General features: G+C 42.6%; 17 protein-coding genes. 1 reads left to right on the top strand and 16 read right to left on the bottom strand.

What is annotated here, in order from left to right; translation table 11 throughout:
• Nucleotides 1–11 precede the first annotated feature (11 nt).
• The 10 genes from pfkB to mutM all read right to left on the bottom strand — a co-directional run bounded on the left by pfkB (nt 12) and on the right by mutM (nt 10076).
• Nucleotides 12–923, bottom strand: a complete 912-nt coding sequence (pfkB, locus tag PU629_RS01385) for a 1-phosphofructokinase (protein WP_275282475.1) — start codon at nt 921–923, stop codon at nt 12–14.
• A complete protein-coding gene (locus tag PU629_RS01380) occupies nt 920–1672 on the bottom strand; it encodes a DeoR/GlpR family DNA-binding transcription regulator (protein WP_275282474.1) in 753 nt (250 codons plus the stop codon). The genes pfkB and PU629_RS01380 overlap by 4 nt, the downstream gene beginning before the upstream one ends.
• A gap of 258 nt (nt 1673–1930) precedes the next feature.
• Complete coding sequence (gene qoxD / locus PU629_RS01375; protein WP_275282473.1) at nt 1931–2245, bottom strand: cytochrome aa3 quinol oxidase subunit IV; 315 nt, start codon at nt 2243–2245, stop codon at nt 1931–1933.
• 1 nt (nt 2246) lies between these two features.
• Complete coding sequence (gene qoxC, locus PU629_RS01370) at nt 2247–2858, bottom strand: cytochrome aa3 quinol oxidase subunit III (RefSeq protein WP_275282472.1); 612 nt, start codon at nt 2856–2858, stop codon at nt 2247–2249.
• A 2-nt stretch (nt 2859–2860) separates the two neighbouring features.
• The gene (gene qoxB, locus PU629_RS01365; RefSeq protein ID WP_481900493.1) at nt 2861–4816 is read right to left on the bottom strand and encodes a cytochrome aa3 quinol oxidase subunit I; all 1956 of its coding nucleotides are present in this window, start codon (nt 4814–4816) and stop codon (nt 2861–2863) included.
• A 16-nt stretch (nt 4817–4832) separates the two neighbouring features.
• The gene (gene qoxA, locus PU629_RS01360; protein ID WP_275282470.1) at nt 4833–5786 is read right to left on the bottom strand and encodes a cytochrome aa3 quinol oxidase subunit II; all 954 of its coding nucleotides are present in this window, start codon (nt 5784–5786) and stop codon (nt 4833–4835) included.
• Nucleotides 5787–6269: 483 nt separating this feature from the next.
• Nucleotides 6270–7217 (bottom strand): peptide-methionine (S)-S-oxide reductase MsrA, encoded by a 948-nt coding sequence (gene msrA / locus PU629_RS01355; protein ID WP_275282469.1) that lies wholly within the window; start codon nt 7215–7217, stop codon nt 6270–6272.
• Nucleotides 7218–7253: 36 nt separating this feature from the next.
• The gene (locus PU629_RS01350; RefSeq protein WP_275282468.1) at nt 7254–8552 is read right to left on the bottom strand and encodes a BaiN/RdsA family NAD(P)/FAD-dependent oxidoreductase; all 1299 of its coding nucleotides are present in this window, start codon (nt 8550–8552) and stop codon (nt 7254–7256) included.
• A gap of 21 nt (nt 8553–8573) precedes the next feature.
• Nucleotides 8574–9131, bottom strand: a complete 558-nt coding sequence (locus PU629_RS01345; protein ID WP_275282467.1) for a thioredoxin family protein — start codon at nt 9129–9131, stop codon at nt 8574–8576.
• A gap of 135 nt (nt 9132–9266) precedes the next feature.
• The gene (gene mutM, locus PU629_RS01340) at nt 9267–10076 is read right to left on the bottom strand and encodes a DNA-formamidopyrimidine glycosylase (RefSeq protein WP_275282466.1); all 810 of its coding nucleotides are present in this window, start codon (nt 10074–10076) and stop codon (nt 9267–9269) included.
• A gap of 360 nt (nt 10077–10436) precedes the next feature.
• Between mutM and PU629_RS01335 the strand changes: the two genes are divergently transcribed.
• Complete coding sequence (locus PU629_RS01335; protein ID WP_343076300.1) at nt 10437–11741, top strand: Nramp family divalent metal transporter; 1305 nt, start codon at nt 10437–10439, stop codon at nt 11739–11741.
• A gap of 191 nt (nt 11742–11932) precedes the next feature.
• Here PU629_RS01335 and PU629_RS01330 read toward each other — a convergent pair whose 3' ends face one another.
• The 6 genes from PU629_RS01330 to PU629_RS01305 all read right to left on the bottom strand — a co-directional run bounded on the left by PU629_RS01330 (nt 11933) and on the right by PU629_RS01305 (nt 16865).
• Nucleotides 11933–12562 (bottom strand): response regulator, encoded by a 630-nt coding sequence (locus tag PU629_RS01330; protein WP_275282465.1) that lies wholly within the window; start codon nt 12560–12562, stop codon nt 11933–11935.
• Entirely contained in the window at nt 12559–13626 is a 1068-nt protein-coding gene (locus PU629_RS01325; RefSeq protein ID WP_275282464.1) for a HAMP domain-containing sensor histidine kinase, read from the bottom strand. The genes PU629_RS01330 and PU629_RS01325 overlap by 4 nt, the downstream gene beginning before the upstream one ends.
• The gene (liaF, locus tag PU629_RS01320; protein WP_275282463.1) at nt 13626–14438 is read right to left on the bottom strand and encodes a cell wall-active antibiotics response protein LiaF; all 813 of its coding nucleotides are present in this window, start codon (nt 14436–14438) and stop codon (nt 13626–13628) included. Before liaF ends, PU629_RS01325 begins: the two co-directional genes overlap by 1 nt.
• A 147-nt stretch (nt 14439–14585) precedes the next feature.
• Nucleotides 14586–14879 carry a hypothetical protein gene (locus PU629_RS01315; protein ID WP_275282462.1) on the bottom strand — a complete coding sequence of 98 codons (294 nt, stop codon included), beginning with the start codon at nt 14877–14879 and terminating at the stop codon, nt 14586–14588.
• Between the two features lie 330 nt (nt 14880–15209).
• Nucleotides 15210–16151 carry a magnesium transporter CorA family protein gene (locus PU629_RS01310; protein WP_275282461.1) on the bottom strand — a complete coding sequence of 314 codons (942 nt, stop codon included), beginning with the start codon at nt 16149–16151 and terminating at the stop codon, nt 15210–15212.
• A gap of 432 nt (nt 16152–16583) precedes the next feature.
• Entirely contained in the window at nt 16584–16865 is a 282-nt protein-coding gene (locus PU629_RS01305; protein ID WP_275282460.1) for a hypothetical protein, read from the bottom strand.
• Between the last annotated feature and the right edge of the window lie 83 nt (nt 16866–16948).

Raw genomic sequence — 16948 nt, 5'->3', positions numbered from 1 at the left:
CCTCTTCGATCTTACAATGCCTGGATCTCGATTTTTTTATAAAGTGATTCCACTTTCTCCTGCGTGCATAAATCCATAGAAAAGGCCGTAGCACTTCCAGCTGCGACACCATATTGAAAGGCCTCGAGAAGGTCCCCATGCTTTGAATAAGCGCCCAAAAAGCCTGCTACAAGTGAGTCACCGGCGCCAACCGAGTTCTGAACGTCACCAGCGGGCGCATGGGCTAAATAAGCACCGCTTTCATTGACTAGAAGCGCTCCCTCTCCTCCCATTGAAACCAAGACATTCTCAGGCCCCTCATTCAAAAGGCGCTTAGCTAATTCCACTAGTTCCTTCACGCTTTGAGCCGTTTCTTGATAATAATCATTAAGCTCATGATGATTGGGTTTAACCAAAAAAGGGTGATGGGCAAGTGTTTCTTTTAGCGAAGTCCCTGTTGTATCAACCAAAGTCTTCGCCCCATTCTCCCCCGCCTGCTTAATCATTTTTTCATAGATGCCGTTTGGAATCGTTTTTGGAACTGATCCTGAAAGAACAAGGCAATCCCCTTCTTCAAGCAGAGCCAATCGCTTCAGCAAAGCGTCCATATGATTCGGGTTGATTTGTGGCCCCTCACCGTTGATCTCTGTTTCCTGCTGGGCTTTAACCTTTACATTAATTCGAGTTTCTCCTTGGACTTCTATGAAATAAGACGGAATTCCCTCATCCATTAGACGCTTCTTAATGTAATCACCTGTAAAGCCTCCGATAAATCCTAAAACTTGACTGCTTATTTGAAGTCTCCGTAAGACTCGAGACACATTTATCCCTTTTCCGCCAGGCATCTTCTTCTCTTGTACCACTCGATTCACTTCACCGAGCTTAAGGTCCGATAGTTGGACAAAGTAATCAACAGATGGGTTCAATGTTACGGTATAGATCATTGTGTCACCACTTCTACATGTGTTTTTGCCTGAATGGCTCTGAGTCTCTCCATATCAGAGACTGCATTTGTAATCAGAGTGCTTGATTCGAGATCGCTTACAAATGAAAAGGAAACCTTTCCCCATTTCGATGCATCAGCTAAGACATATGACTCTGTTGCGAGCTTCAAAGCCATTTGCTTCACACTCGCTTCTTCTGGGTCTGGAGTTGTAAACCCATGAAGATGGTCAACCCCATTCATTCCTAGAAAACATTTATCGAATCGATAGGCATGGAGACTTAGAACGGCTCCGCTGCCAATGACAGCTCTTGTTTTTTCTTTTATTTCACCGCCGACCAAATACGTTTTTAATCCTCTTATTAGACAGCTTTCCACGACGGACAAGCCGTTTGTCACCACTATAGTATTTAAATTCAAGTGAGGAATCATTTGCGCGGTGGTCGTCCCAGCATCCAAATAGATACAGTCTCCAGGTTGAACCAATTTGGCAGCATATTGACCAATTGCGGCTTTTTCCGATTGATTCTGGTTCACCTTTTCAATGAATGCGGTCTCCTCTGATCGCATGTTGACACTCTCCGCTCCACCATGAAATCGTGTCAGCTTGCCTTCACTTTCAAGTTGCAGCAAATCACGCCGTATGGTGGATTCTGAGCTTGAGGTAGCTTCCGCTAATTCTTGTACCGTTGCAACACGCTGGTTATTTATTAAATCAAGGATGACCCGATGACGTTCAGGGGTTAACATCCGGACACCTCCTCTATTGGCTCACATCCTATTGTAAGCGATTTAACTTTCAAAATCAATCAATTATAATCATTTTCAATCATAAGTAATCAAATCGAGTGAACAGTCTCAGTCAGCACGCCCTAATTTTGCCTGAGCCCGGGCAAAATAGGCACAAAAAAAGCACTCTCTTTTGTTAGAATGCCCTTTAACTGTTCTATAAAAGTCACCAATAATATAAAAAGACTGCCCTAATCATTAGGACAGTCTCTTTCACTATTAATATAAACCGTATTCCATGATCCAGATCGATCCAGCAACAACGGCAATAGCCACGAAGAAGCCGAAGCTGATGGCCGTAATTTGGAACGCACCTTCTTGTTCTCTTAAGTGCATGAACATCAAAAGCTGAACAAAGACTTGGAAGATCGCTAGAATAATAATAAGCACCATTGTTGAGGTCGCTGACAGATTCAGGCTAAGCGCAATCCATAGCGCTGCAACTGTTAAGACAAGCGATAAAATAAAACCAATGACGTGACTCCAAGGAAAACCGTGGTGACTGTTTGAGTGTGCTGTTTGATTTTTTTCCATGTTACAACACCAACCCCGTCAAATAAACTGCTGTAAAAATGAAGACCCAGACAACATCTAAGAAGTGCCAGTAGATCCCGACAATAAAAGCTTTTCTAGCAGTTGTTGAATTAATTCCGTTCTTAGATACTTGAATGATAACTGAAATCATCCACAAAATACCAAGAGAAACGTGACAACCGTGTGTTCCAACTAGGATAAAGAACCCTGATAAAAACGCACTTGTTTGAATCGTTGCCCCTTGATGAACATAATCAACAAACTCATTAATCTCCATACCTACGAATCCTGCACCTAGCAGCAGTGTGATTATGAGCCACACGATCAGCCCGCCGCGATTTCCGCGACGAAGCTCATGTGTTGCAATCCCACAAGTAAAACTACTAGTTAGTAGCAAGAAGGTTTCAATCGTAAACCCTTTAACATCAAATAGATCCTTTGCTGTTGGACCGCCTGCAGTGTGATGTAGATAGATGAGATAAGTTGTAAACAATGTGGCAAATAGGACAATTTCGGCTCCAAGGAATACCCAAAAACCAAAGATTCTTAAGCGCCCATGTTCTGTTGAGTACTCTAAAGGCACATTTGGATCAACCGCTTCTGCATGTGACATTTTTACAACCTCCCCGCTTCACGCTCAGTGCGTTCAATAACATCAACTGGAATATGATGACCTTCGTCTGGATCAAACAAGGAACGAAGCACCATAAAGAGAAGAATTCCTGCAAGACCAACGATGGCGAGCCAAATCCATTCGAAACAGAGACCGAAGCCTGCTATAAAGAAGAGGACACACATAATAAATGGTCGGCCAGAGTTATCAGGCATATGAATTTCTTCAATTTTTTGTTTGCGCCATTTTTCAACGGCACCTTTTTCTTGCTTCATGTACCAGAAACGGTCGATTCCAGACATGTCTGGAAGGGTAGCGAAGTTGTACTCAGGAGCAGGAGAAGAAGTCATCCATTCCATTGTACGACCATCCCATGGATCGCCTGTTACATCGCGTTCACCATGACGAGCGCTGTAGATAATCATCCACACCATAACGATGAAGCCAATACCCATCAAGAAAGCGCCGATGGTTTCAATAAAGTTAAGAGATGTCCAGCCGGCATTAGCTGGATAAGTGTACATACGACGTGTCATCCCTTGTAAACCAACAAAGTACATTGGGAAGAAACAGACGTTAAATCCAACCATCCATAACCAGAAAGCAATTTTACCGAGCTTCTCATCAAGGATGTGACCGAACATCTTTGGCCACCAGTAATGAAGTCCTGCAAACATACCGAATACAGTACCTGCAATTAAGACATAGTGGAAGTGAGCAATCAAGAAATAACTATTGTGATATTGATAGTCAGCAGGTGCAACAGCAAGCATAACACCTGTCAAACCACCAATAACAAAGTTTGGAATAAACGCTAGTGCCCACATATGAGCCACTGTAAAGCGTATTTTCGAATGACGTAAGGTAAAGAGCCAGTTGAACAATTTAACCCCTGTTGGAATCGCAATTAACATGGTTGATACACCAAAGAAGGAATTAACAGCTGGTCCTGCACCCATCGTGAAGAAGTGGTGCACCCAAACAATAAAGCTTAGAGCTGAAATAAGCACCATTGACCAAACCATCATACTGTAACCAAAGAGACGTTTTCCTGAGAAGGTACTCATAACCTCTGAGAAAATACCAAAGGCTGGAAGAATAACAATGTATACCTCAGGATGTCCCCATACCCAGAAGAGGTTTGCCCACATCATAGGGTCCCCGCCTGCGGTAGACGTAAAGAAGTGTGCTCCAAAAATACGGTCAATCGTTAACATAGCAAGTGCAACAGTTAAGACTGGGAACGCGAACACAATAATAACTGATGTGATCAGTGTCGACCAAGTAAACATTGGCATATGCATTAACTTCATACCTGGCGCACGCATTTTTAAAATAGTAACGGCAAAGTTGACACCCGAAGCAAGAGTACCAATACCTGTAATTTGCAAGCTTAATAGATAGAAGTTTTCACCAAGCCCTGGATCCAGACCGTTTTCAGCAAGCGGTGTATAGCTGGTCCAACCGGCATCTGGGGAACCCCCGATTACAAATGAAAGGTTCAATAGCATAGCAGCCCAGAAGAAGAGCCAGAAACTAATAGCATTTAAATAAGGAAAAGCGACATCACGTGCCCCGATTTGAAGCGGCATTGCAACGTTAATCATACCGATGATAAACGGCATCGCCATAAACAAAATCATAATGGTTCCGTGAGTTGTAAAAATTTCATTATAGTGTTGAGCATCCAACAGCTTCAACCCTGGGAAAGATAATTGGGAACGCATGAGCAATCCGTCAATCCCCCCGCGGAAAAGCATGAGAATCGCTGCAATAATGTACATGATCCCAATTTTCTTATGGTCAACCGTTGTCAACCATTCACGCCATAACCATTTCCACTTTTTAAAGTAGGTTAGGACAAAAAGGATCCCGATGGTTGCAACGGCAATGGCAACGTCAGCGCCATAAATCATCGGTTCTCCTGTTACAAAGAACTTATGCGTAAGGAAGTGCATGAGTTGGTCCATGTTGTTAATTGCCTCCCTTCATAGACATACCTGACATGTCGTCAGCTTTAGATCCAGACTTCGCTGAATCATCGCTTGACTTTGATTCAGAGGAATCGGACATTCCAGGCATTCCTTCCATTCCGCCAAACTTCGCATTCATTGCATCATTGGAAATCTGCTTAGGATAAGCCGAGAAAGCCATTTTTCCAACAACACTTGGTTTTTCAAGCTTTTTGTATTCGTTCATGGTGAGTGCTGGTTTAGTCGATTTCACGGTTTGCACCCAATTGTTAAAATCAGAACTTGATTGTGAAACGACATCAAATGTTTGATCAGCAAATTTCTTCCCATTAAAGTTTGCTGCTCTTCCTTGGAAAGTACCTATCTCATCAGCTTGCAGGTACATATGTGTGTTCATACCTGTCATGGTATAAATCTGTCCGCCTAAAGAAGGCACCCAGAAAGAAGCCATCGCATCCTGTGAATTAAGTACTAGCTTAATAGGGCGATCTTTTGGAATGTACAATTCATTAACGGTTGATATCCCTTGTTCAGGATATTTGAACACCCATTTCCATTGAATAGACGTTGCTTCAACAGTTAACGGTTTTACACTTGGTGTCGGACTTTTTTGCAAGTTGTATTCCGACGTTACAGTTGGAACTGCCATTAAAATAACGATTATAATCGGGATAATCGTCCATAATACCTCAAGCTTGGCACTCCCATGATTCTCAGGATCGTAGTTCGTCGTATCTTTACGATTCGCACGATACTTGATAATCATTACGGCAAAAAGAATAAAAACGATCAGTACAACGACCGACATAAGTCCAAAAGACCAAAGAATGAGATGGTATTCTTGACGTCCAACCGGCCCCTTTGGCTGTAAGACTGGGATGTCGCATCCTGTTAAGAAAAATAAGGATAATAGGAATAGAGCTGAAGCTTTAGAAACAGACTTGACAACTTTCATATTGAGGCTCTCCCCCCTCTGTAAAAATACATTAGAAAATCTTCATGGCGTGTGCCCACCCCGAAGAAACTGCATTTGTATAATACCACCAGATTTTCTATCACGAACCCCATTTTCGTGAGTGTCATGATTTCATCATAACTTTTACACAAATTTGTCACTATTTCGACGCTATTCGTTCAAATTCTCTCCTTAGATTGTGATATCCCTCACAACACCCAGCCTGAAAACCCAATCCGCTCACTCTTGTTAGCGATTGCATAACCCCTTGAAATTAAAGGAAAATTTCGTTTTAACGTCGCCTTTTAAGTTCATTTAAACAGCCTCCCGAATCAAATGGAATTGTGATAGAACTGTTTCAAAAAAATAAAAGCTGTAACAAAAAAACAAGCCCTCCGCAAGTAAAATGTTCCTTAAAGAGCAGATTTTGTATAAAAAATCCCTTCTCTAAGTTACTTTTTACAAAAGGAGAGCTTTCTGTTTTCACTTAAATAAAACGCTGTATTCCCCATAGCCTTCTTCTTCCAGTTTGTCTTTTGGAATAAAACGCAGGGCGGCAGAGTTAATGCAATAGCGCAGCCCATTCGGTCCTGGGCCGTCGGGAAACACATGTCCAAGGTGACTGTCCCCGTATTTGCTTCTGACCTCAGTACGAATCATACCATGACTTTGATCGATCTTCTCATTGATTAACGCCTTTTGTATAGGGCGAGTGAAACTAGGCCAGCCGCATCCAGCGTCATATTGGTCAGTTGAACTGAATAACGGTTCACCCGAAACGATATCAACATAGATCCCTTCTTGCGTATTAGCATAATACTCGTTCATAAACGGGCGCTCAGTTCCGTTATTTTGGGTCACCTCATATTGAATCGGTGTTAACCGCTCACGAAGCTCGTTCTCATCTTTCTTCACGCGCCAGACGCTTTCGGTAAATCCTTTCCTCCCTGAGCCTTCATAATAACGGTTGTAATGGAACGGATTTTTCTGGTAATAATCTTGGTGATACTCTTCTGCTGGGTAAAACGGCATAGCTGGTCGAATAGCCGTTACAATTGGCTTATTGAAGGGCCCATTCGCTTCGAGATCTGCCTTAGAAGCCTCTGCCAATTCCCTTTGGCGCTCATTGTGGTAAAAAATAGCCGTCTTATATGATTCGCCTCTGTCCCCAAATTGTCCGCCTTCATCAGTTGGATCGATCTGTTTCCAGAATAGATCAAGCAATTTTTCATAAGGAAAGAGCTCTGGATCAAAAGTGATCTGGACAGCTTCTACATGTCCCGTTGTATCGGAACAAACCTCTTTATAGGTGGGATTTTCTTTATGGCCGCCCGTATAGCCTGACACCACTTTTTCAATCCCTGGAAGCTCATCAAACGGCTTAACCATACACCAGAAACAGCCTCCTGCAAATGTTGCTTTCTCACTCATTCTTATCCCTCTTTTCTTCAATCAAGACCCGCTTTATTAAACGGATGTCACTGTCGCTTGCGCGTATTGTGCCGCATGTTCACCGGCAGCATGCCCTGTCGAAAAAGCAGCTGTGATGTTGTAGCCGCCTGTATAGCCGTGAATATCTAATATCTCTCCACAGAAATATAGACCTGGCATCTTTTTCGAAGCCATTGATTTTGGGTCGATCTCTTTCAGCGAGACACCGCCGCCTGTAATAAAAGCCTTTTCGATTGGCAGTGTCCCATTTACCCGTATCTTAAAGCCCTTCAACCATTCCGCCAACTGACGAACCACTGTTTTCGGGAGTTCATGGTACGTTAAGTCTAGTGAAACTCCCATTTGATCGAATAAAAACAGAAGATAGCGTTCTGGAATAATACCTTTCCAGACGTTCTTCAGAGCCTTCTTCGGTTCTTCTTTAGCTAACTGATTTAATAATTGAAAGAGCTCTTCTTGATTTTGATCCGGCTTCACATCAATGGCCAAATCAATGGTTTCTGTCTTATATTTCTTCAAGGCTTTAACAACAAACTGACTGCATCGAAGCACAGCAGGACCTGACAATCCAAAATGTGTAAAAATCATATCCCATTGATGCGTGATAATTGGTTTTCCTTTAGGGTCGAGCACGGAAACCGCCACATCATAAAGAGATAATCCTTGTAGTAATTTCTTTTGAATAAACGGTTCAGAGGATGTCAAAGGAACCTCAGTCGGGTAAAGGTCTGTAATGGTGTGGCCCGCCATTTTGGCCCATTTATACCCATCACCGGTTGAACCCGTTTGCGGGACTGACTTTCCTCCCACTGCTACAATAACGGCCCGTGTTTTTATTTTTTCACCATTTTTTAATAAGACACCGACTGCCCCCTCTTCTTCATAAAGAACGGTTTCAACCGGGGCATTTGTTCTAATCGAAACCTTTAGAGATTCAATTTTGTCCAAAAGAGCTTGCACCACGTCTTGTGCCCGATTACTCACAGGGAACATGCGACCAAGATCCTCTTCCTTCAACTGAATGCCTAATCCTTCAAAAAAGGTGATAATATCTTCATTATTAAATGTGGCAAACGCACTATGCAAAAATTTCCCATTACCAGGGATATGCTTAATCAGTTCAGGAATTGGCATACGGTTGGTCACGTTACAGCGCCCGCCACCTGAAATCGCAAGCTTACGTCCAAGCTTATTCCCTTTATCAATTAAAAGCACTTTGGCTCCAGAGCTCGCCGCTGCAACAGTGGCCATTAATCCAGATGGCCCGCCTCCAATGACAATGACATCATAGGTCACATTGGCCTCTCCTTTCATCAGGGCATCCTTATTTAACACTTATAAGTTGCCCAGCACATCTTTGAACTCATCGATGATATAACGGTAATATCCCGTTCCCTCACCATACCGTTTCATCATTTCAGCGTATACGTCCTTCACTTTTTCCTTATACTCATCCGATTCCCTATCTAAATTCAGAGCTTTGAAGTCCGCCATTGGCTGCTGGACGTAAGCAGGGCGGGGTCCCCACCGATAAATGACCTCTCCTTTCTCATTAGTGAGGAGTACAACCGGTATAGACTTCCCTCCATATAATAGAAAAGGTTGAATGAGCTCATCATTTTCTTCTAAAATAAAAACTTCAGTCGGAATCCCGGCTTGTTCCATAAACTGAAAGACAACAGGCACATTTCTCACCACATCTCCGCACCAATCAGACGCAATGATGGCGCAGCGAACCCCATCTCTATTAAAGGTGTTAAAAAAAGCCTCATCCGCTTCATTAAAGGTTACTTTTCCATAATTGTCTTTGAACGTCTCCTGATTTTTAGACATCCAATCGATAAAGCCTTGTGGGGTAAGACCTTTTCCAAGCCATGCTTGTATACTTGTCATCTGGATTCCTCTTTCCGCTTTTTCTACAATTGTAGACTGCTCGAAACCGTTTTTTCAACTTTGACACACCAAAAGCAACCAGACATTTTTGGGCTTAGTAAAACGTTTTTAGAATTCAGTCTTAGAAAAAAAGGATTAATGCTGACAGTTTGGACAAAATGAGGTCTTCTTAGAGGCGATTTTCTCTTCAACTATTATATAACCGCAGCGAATACAAGCCTCCCCAGCGCGACGATGGACCTTCATCTGCTCCTCTGCCCCTCCTGTTATTTGGTCCCCTAAATAAATGGGGAGATCGATATAGCCCCCTTGATCGATTGCCCTTAAGAGAACACCTCTCATAGCTGAAAAGAGACTTTCTATTTCTTGATCGGACAATGATTGAGCCGTTCGACCAGGATGAAGGGCTGCCTCGAAACAAATTTCGTCTGAATAACGATTGCCGATTCCCGCTACAAAGCTTTGATCGACAAGCAGGGCTTTAAGCTTCCCTCGCTTTGCCTTAAGCCGTTTCATAAAAACAGCCACTGTAAAAGTGTCAGACAAGGGCTCAGGTCCAAGGTTCGACCACTCTGCAGCAAGTTCTTCTTCTGTGAGCAGATGGAGATAGCCTAATCGAAGTCCGATAAAAAACAAGGCTTCTTCTCCGGCATAAAGCATTATCTGTTTTGTATGATTAGGGCTGTCCGCCTCTTTGCCAAAATACAGCTTACCGCCGAGCATCAAATGCAGGAGGAGGATTTTTCCGTTTGAAAGAGAGAAGGCAAGGTATTTCGCTCTGCGCCTAATCTGTTGAATTGACTGACCAACTGTTTTGCTTATAAAATTTTCTATAGGAAGATTGACCGATTTTTCACGTTCAACCCTGACATGAGTCAGTGTTTTACCCGCGAACCTTGGGACGAGTACCCTTTTGTAATGTTCCATTTCAGGTAATTCCGGCATTTGATACAACCTTTACTTTTTTCCTTATTTTTATCGTAAACGTGTTAACACATACCATAATCGATCCAAAATGAACTTTTATGAAAAAGTTTCCTTCTAGATTCGTCTAAAAACTGACCAAACTAAACTAAGTTAAAGTTTAAGCGGGATCAAATTAATGTTAAAAGATAGGCTTAAAAGCTGGACTCACAAGGATGATATCTTCTTATATACAAATTCCCAAGAGAAATAGTCAAAATTATGACCCAAATGCTAACAAAAGTGTTGCAAATATCCCGATATTCGCATATTGTTTACTATATACATTAGTTTTGCCTTAGGGCAAAAAAATAACCATTGTCTAAAAAAGGGGGCTCAAATATGAGTGACCAACTGTATACTGCAGAGCGGAGAAAAGGATTTGATCAATCTAAGAAAAAATCCGAAACTCTAGACTCTGTCCTTGCTAAAGGAAAAGGACTGAAACGCCTTCTCCCTTTCATTGGTCCCGCATTCATCGCTTCCGTTGCCTATATAGATCCTGGAAACTTTGCTACCAATATCCAAGCCGGCTCACAATACGGCTATATGCTTTTATGGGTCATTCTATTATCAAATATCATGGCCATCGTCATTCAGTCCTTATCCGCTAAGCTCGGAATTGCCACTGGACAAAATTTACCTGAGGTTTCACGAGATCATTTTCCGTTTTGGGCGTCTGTCCTGCTTTGGATTCAAGGCGAACTGATGATCATGGCCACCGATCTTGCCGAATTTATTGGGGCGGCCCTTGGCCTGACTCTTTTATTTGGAATTCCAATGCTGCCTTCCGCTCTTATAACCGCTGTCGCTTCCTTTATCATTCTTGAACTGCAGCGAAAAGGGGTTCGTTTGTTAGAAGCGGTCATTGCCTGTATGGTCTTTGTCGTCGTCATTGCTTTCAGTGTGCAAGTGATCTTTGCACAGCCGGCTCTTCAGCCGCTTGTAGCCGGTTTGACCATCCCTCATTTTCAGGGTGTGAACAGCATTCTTCTCGCTGCGGGTATTCTCGGCGCAACCGTCATGCCCCATGCGATCTATTTGCACTCGGCACTTACACAAAAGCGGATTGTCGGAAACAATGAAGAACAGCGCATCAAAATCTTTAAGTTTGAGTTCATTGATATTTTAATCGCCATGTTGATAGCTGGAGTGATTAACGGAGCCATGCTCATCGTCGCCAGTGCTTTATTTCACTCACACGGCCTGGTCATTGAAGATCTAGACGTCGCCTTCAAGCAGTTCGGACACTTGATGGGACCTATAGCTGCCATTTTGTTTGCGGTCGGCCTTCTATCAGCAGGACTTTCAAGCTCATCAGTCGGCACCTTATCGGGTGATGTGATCATGCAAGGCTATATACGCAAAAGAATTCCTGTCTACTTGCGACGTTTTATTACCATGATCCCCCCGCTCTTAATTATTATTTTGGGGGTTAATCCAACGCATGCTCTTGTTTTAAGTCAAGTTGTTCTTTCCTTTGGGATTGCCTTTGCCTTAATCCCACTGATTGTCTTTACTAGCCGGAAATCACTGATGGGTCAGCTGGTCAACCGAAAAGCGACCACCCTTGCCGCATGGCTGATTGCTTTTATCATAATTGCTTTAAATCTTTTTCTCCTTTATCAAACCATTTTCGGTTCATAAAAAAACGTGTCAGTCCCTAATGGGGGTGACACGTTTTTCTTTGACCTTTTCTTAAACTTGATAGGAGCCTAGGGTGAACAAGGGGATTTGTGGTTCTGGATGATGAGCATATTCTTGTCGGGTTTTCCCAAATCCGTCCAACCAAGATTAAGGAAAATCTAAAATGGCTTCGCTATGCAGAAAAGGCAAGCCTATTCCACCAGACCATTGCGATGGGCATAGATCGCTGCCTGCGTTCGGTCCTCGACTTCTAGCTTGCTAAAAATATTGGTCAAGTGGCTCTTAACCGTTTTGACCGTTATAAAAAGGGTGTCTGCTAGTTCTTGATTGGACTGGCCGGTCGCAATAAGTTTTAAAATTTCTAGCTCCCGTTCAGTCAAAGAATCGTGAAGCTTTGGTCCAGCGTTCCGAAACCGATTGAGCATTTTCCCTGTTACTTTTGTTGCGAGTACAGGCTCCCCTTTTGCAGCTTGACGAATCGCATCGGCAATTTCCTGGGCCTTTGATGTTTTCAGTAAGTAGCTCAGCGCCCCTGCCTCAAGTACTGGATAGACTTTGTCATCATCAATAAAGCTCGTCAGGACAATAATCTTCGCATCCTTCATCTTCTCCGTAATTAGACGGGTTGCTTCAATTCCGTTCATTCCGTCCATGACAAGGTCCATCGTAATAACGTCCGGTTTATGTTGCAATGCCAACCGAACCCCTTCATCCCCGCTTGAGGCTTCCCCAACAACCTCAATATCCGGCTGCGAGGCTAGATAAGCAGAAAGCCCAAGGCGCACCATCTCATGATCATCCACTAGTAAGACACGAATCACGTTCCATCCTCCTCGCCAATTCCTTCAATAATGGGTACCTTCACTTCTATTTGTGTCCCTTTACCAGGGAGCGAAACGATTTCGAAGACCCCGCCAATTTCCGTTACCCGCTCTTCAATCGAACTAAGTCCATAGGAAGAGGCCTTTCGATTCTCCGGCCGAAATCCCACACCATCATCAATTATTTTTAAATAAAGCTGCTGATTGACACGGTTAAGTCGAAGTTGAACAGAGGAAGCCTTCGCATGACGCAATATATTTGATAAGCCTTCCTGAACAATTCGGAACAGGTGATCTTCTACCCCTTTGGGCAAGCCCCTTACATCCTCCACTTCCCACTTAATCGAAATCATCTGCTTAGCCGCAAATTCCTTAAGCAATTCCTCAATGCCTTGCTTTAAAGGCTTTCCTTCCAAATGAGCAGGTCTTAAATGAAGCAATAAAGCCCGCATCTCATTTTGTGCCATTCCCGCCAATTTTTCGATGGTCTCAATTTGCTTCTCACTTGCATCCACATCTCTCCTAAGCGTCTCACGGACGGCCGAGGACAGCATCGAGATCGCAAACAGATGCTGACTGACCGCATCATGAAGTTCCCTTGCTAATCGTTGACGCTCCTCATTCACCGCATGTCGCTTCATTTCGGTATTCCAGGAGGCCTTCTCCGAGGAGAGTTTCTGCAAGGCTGCTACTTGCGCTTCAATTTTACCCGCCATTTGGTTCAAATGTCCCCCAACTTGGCCGACCTCATCTTCTCCTAAGTCAGGGACTCGATAGGAAAATGTGCCTCTTTCAAAATAAAGAATCGCGGAAACGAGCTGTTCCAATCGCTTCTTTAAGAGATTCCCATAAGTGTAGCCAAAGATGAACCCAAGACATAGAAACTCAAAGAGAAGCCAAATAACCATTGGCAGACCATACAGTTTCTCCTCCCAAAAATCCTTGAAGGAGAGATGTCCAAGGCTCATAAGGATTCCGATTGTTAATAGGGTACAAACGGCACACATCCAAATCGAATAACGTATAAATCGCCATTGTATATTAACTAATCGTTTTCCCTTCATTAGAGAACCCTCACATCAATATCCCCAATAAGTAAGGACAAGATTAAACGAACACGACGAGAGGATGACTCGTAGTCTTTCGTTTTTATTGTGACCTGTCTGCCAAAGCCGCCTTGCTTCTCAGATAAAATGTTAAGGTCACCAATCGTAACCGAAGCGCTGACAGATAAATCGAGATCATATGGCACGAAAATATCCACATCACCAATCCAAGCCTGAACAACGATCACCGTTTCCCCTTCTGGTATGATCGCTTTGGTCAGATCTATTTTCACATCACCGATACCGTTACGAATCGTTAGGTCCTCAAGTTCGAACTGACGGCCCATGAGATGATAATCACCAATAAACGAGCTTCGGACAGTGGACCCGATTGCGTCATACTGGGCGTCCTTTTCTGACTTCCTGCTCTTTTTATTCTTTTCCTTCTTAGTCTTGTCTAGTTCCTCATCGCTCTGGTCCGACTCCTCTTCATCAAAATGAAGGTCGAGGTTCTCTTTTTGAGTTTTAGACGATGGCTTTCTTCGGCGTTCCTTTCCTTGCCCTATCAAAAGCTTAATCCCTGCGTAAACAAAAACGAGAGAAATGGCAAGGCTTATTATATTAAAATGGAGCACATGCTTAATAAAAACCGACGCCCCAATAACAGCTACTATAATCCCGATGATAGGGTGTTTTCTTTTGATAAAAAATAAAGCAATAGCTAATAAAATAAGCGGTCCGAGCAAAAGAGAAGCGAGACCGATAATATTTAACAGAATGGCAACGCCAATGAAAATAACTAGGATGCCCATAATCTGGTGCTGACCCATTGGAAGGCCTCCTCTCTTTTAATTGGAATCTATCTAATCTTCGCAGTTCAAACATCCGCCTCTTTTTTACACAACTGGTCCTTGTTTATTTTTATTCTTATCCTAACTCGGACTAAAGTTATCATAATCCTTCAACTGACGGGTCTTTCACACATTTTTTGGTGCTAACCACTTGATCCCAAGTAAGATAATGATAAAAGCTAGCAACAATTGAAAAACTAAATGCGCGGCTCCAAGTACAGCCAAGAGCCCAAAGAGGAGAATTCCCCAACCCCACATTTTCCTGCCCTTCACTAGCTGATTGATGCCTGCAATGATCAATCCTGCAGCTAAGACGAGACTGATGAGAAAGGCTAGGTGGACGAAGACCATTCTGAGTAGAATAGCTGCGCCCATTAATAAAAACACGATACCCATTACTGATTTACCGGTTAATTGCATCTGCCTTAGGTCCTCCTTATAGTGTGTGGATTGATTAGAAAAAGTAGATGATCACGATCGTCATTAAGTCGGACTGTAAAGCTAATCTTACTATCCCTTTCTATTGTCACCTTATCGTGACCTTCCCCTTGATTCAAGTATAGAAGAAGCCTTTGTCGTCTTCCACGCACCTCGGACGAGTTTTTATCTCCGACCTAAGTCGGATTCCCTTTAAGCAAAGCTTATAGAAACAACCCATAAAAAAACACCTTAAAGCCATTTCAGTCAACTTTGTTTCAGGTGCATGTTGTTGTAGTATGAAAAGAGGCTGGGACAAAACCCAGCCTCTTGTTAAAAATATTTCTTTTTCCAAAAAACAAGTGCAACGCTTGAAGATAAAACAGCCGATATTAAAATGGTGATCCAAAATGCATGGGCGGAATGTTGGAAGGGAATCGCATCAACATTCATTCCATAGAAACTGGCAACCATTGTCGGCAAGGATAAAATAATGGTGATCGAAGTTAGGAACTTCATCACAATGTTGAGATTGTTGGAAATAACCGATGCAAAGGCATCCATCATGCCGCTTAAAATGGAGCTGTAAGTGTCTGCCATTTCAATTCCTTGTGTGTTCTCAATGATGACATCCTCAAGCAGTTCTTTATCCTCTTCATACATCTTCAAGTAATGGCCCCGCAAGATTTTCTCTAGAACAATCTTGTTTGATTTTAAAGAGGTGGTAAAATAAACCAAGCTCTTTTCCAGTGCCAAGAAGGCATACAACTCTTTATTCTTCATCGATTGATGCAATTCATTTTCAATCTCATTTGTTTTCTTGTTAATTTGCTTTAAATATTTTAAATAATAAGTGCAGATCGCATATAAAATTTGCAAGGCAAACCGTGTTTTCTTATACGTGAAAAAGGAACGAACCTTGCGCTGTTTAAAATCATCTATAATAGGCGTTTCACGCAAAGACACGGTGACAAAATAATCCTCTGTGACGACCATTCCCATCGGAATCGTTTCATAGATCGGGAATCCGGCATCATCATGGGTGATATAAGGGAAGTCAACAATAATTTGAACATGATGATCTTCTCTATCAATTCTCGAGCGCTCTTCATCATCCAGCGCATCCCGAATAAAATCCACTTCTATGTCCAATGTTTCTGAAACACGCACAATTTCCTCTTCAGTCGGCTGAACCATGTTGACCCAGCAACCTTTTGACATTTCCTCACGTTTCTCCAGCAGTCCTGTATCCGTTGTTGAATAAATTTCGAGCATGTTGCAAGCCTCCTCAAGAAAAGCAGCAACCCTATCCATTAGTTTAACCAAATAAGGCATAAGCTTTTATAAAATAAAATTGGAAGAAGGCTTCATCAATAATTTATAGAGTTCCAAAGCAAAGGGTTCAGACAACTAAGAGAATCTCTTTATTGTCCAGTGCCGATCCTTCAGAAAAACTCGGCTTCTATTCCACTTATAATGGCTAAAGCCCTCTTTTTCTTATCCTATCATCTTCTATTTTCCGATTGACAAGTAAGCTCTATAAAATGGAGACTCAGCCTTCTCCAGTCTAAAAACAAAAACGAATTGGGTTCCGGTTCCGGTTCGTTTATCTGATGACTACTCAAGACTGATCAACTCCTTTAAAAGTAACTTACTTGGGTGTCACACTCTCAAATCATACCCCACCCACATAGAAGAAAACAAGCTTTAATTTGAGTAATCTTGTATGGGCATGGAAGTTTGATTAAGCTCTGATTCAATGCTCAAAATGAGCTCTTCCAAATGATCCGTTGTCATTAAAGTTGACGTCAACTCTGCCTTACGCAGATAATAAATCGGACTAAAGCCCTCTTCAACTTTTTCTTTATAGTGAAGAGAGGCCATGATGGACCAATCCCCATCGCTCCAAATCGCAATGGTCTCAAAATCACCCTCCAAGACGACTTCCTTAAAAACCTCTTTTTCCAAGAGTTCCAGATCAATATCCACTCACAAATTCCCCTTTTCTTAATCGTCATTAACTGCAGAATAAGCAGCTAAAAAAACAACGATGCCCTTGAAGACTTAATTGG

Origin of the sequence: Pullulanibacillus sp. KACC 23026 (genome assembly GCF_029094525.1) — a bacterium.
Classification (GTDB): domain Bacteria; phylum Bacillota; class Bacilli; order Bacillales; family Sporolactobacillaceae; genus KACC-23026.
Note: the sequence above shows the minus strand (reverse complement) of the source record. Positions and strands in the feature narration are given on the sequence as shown.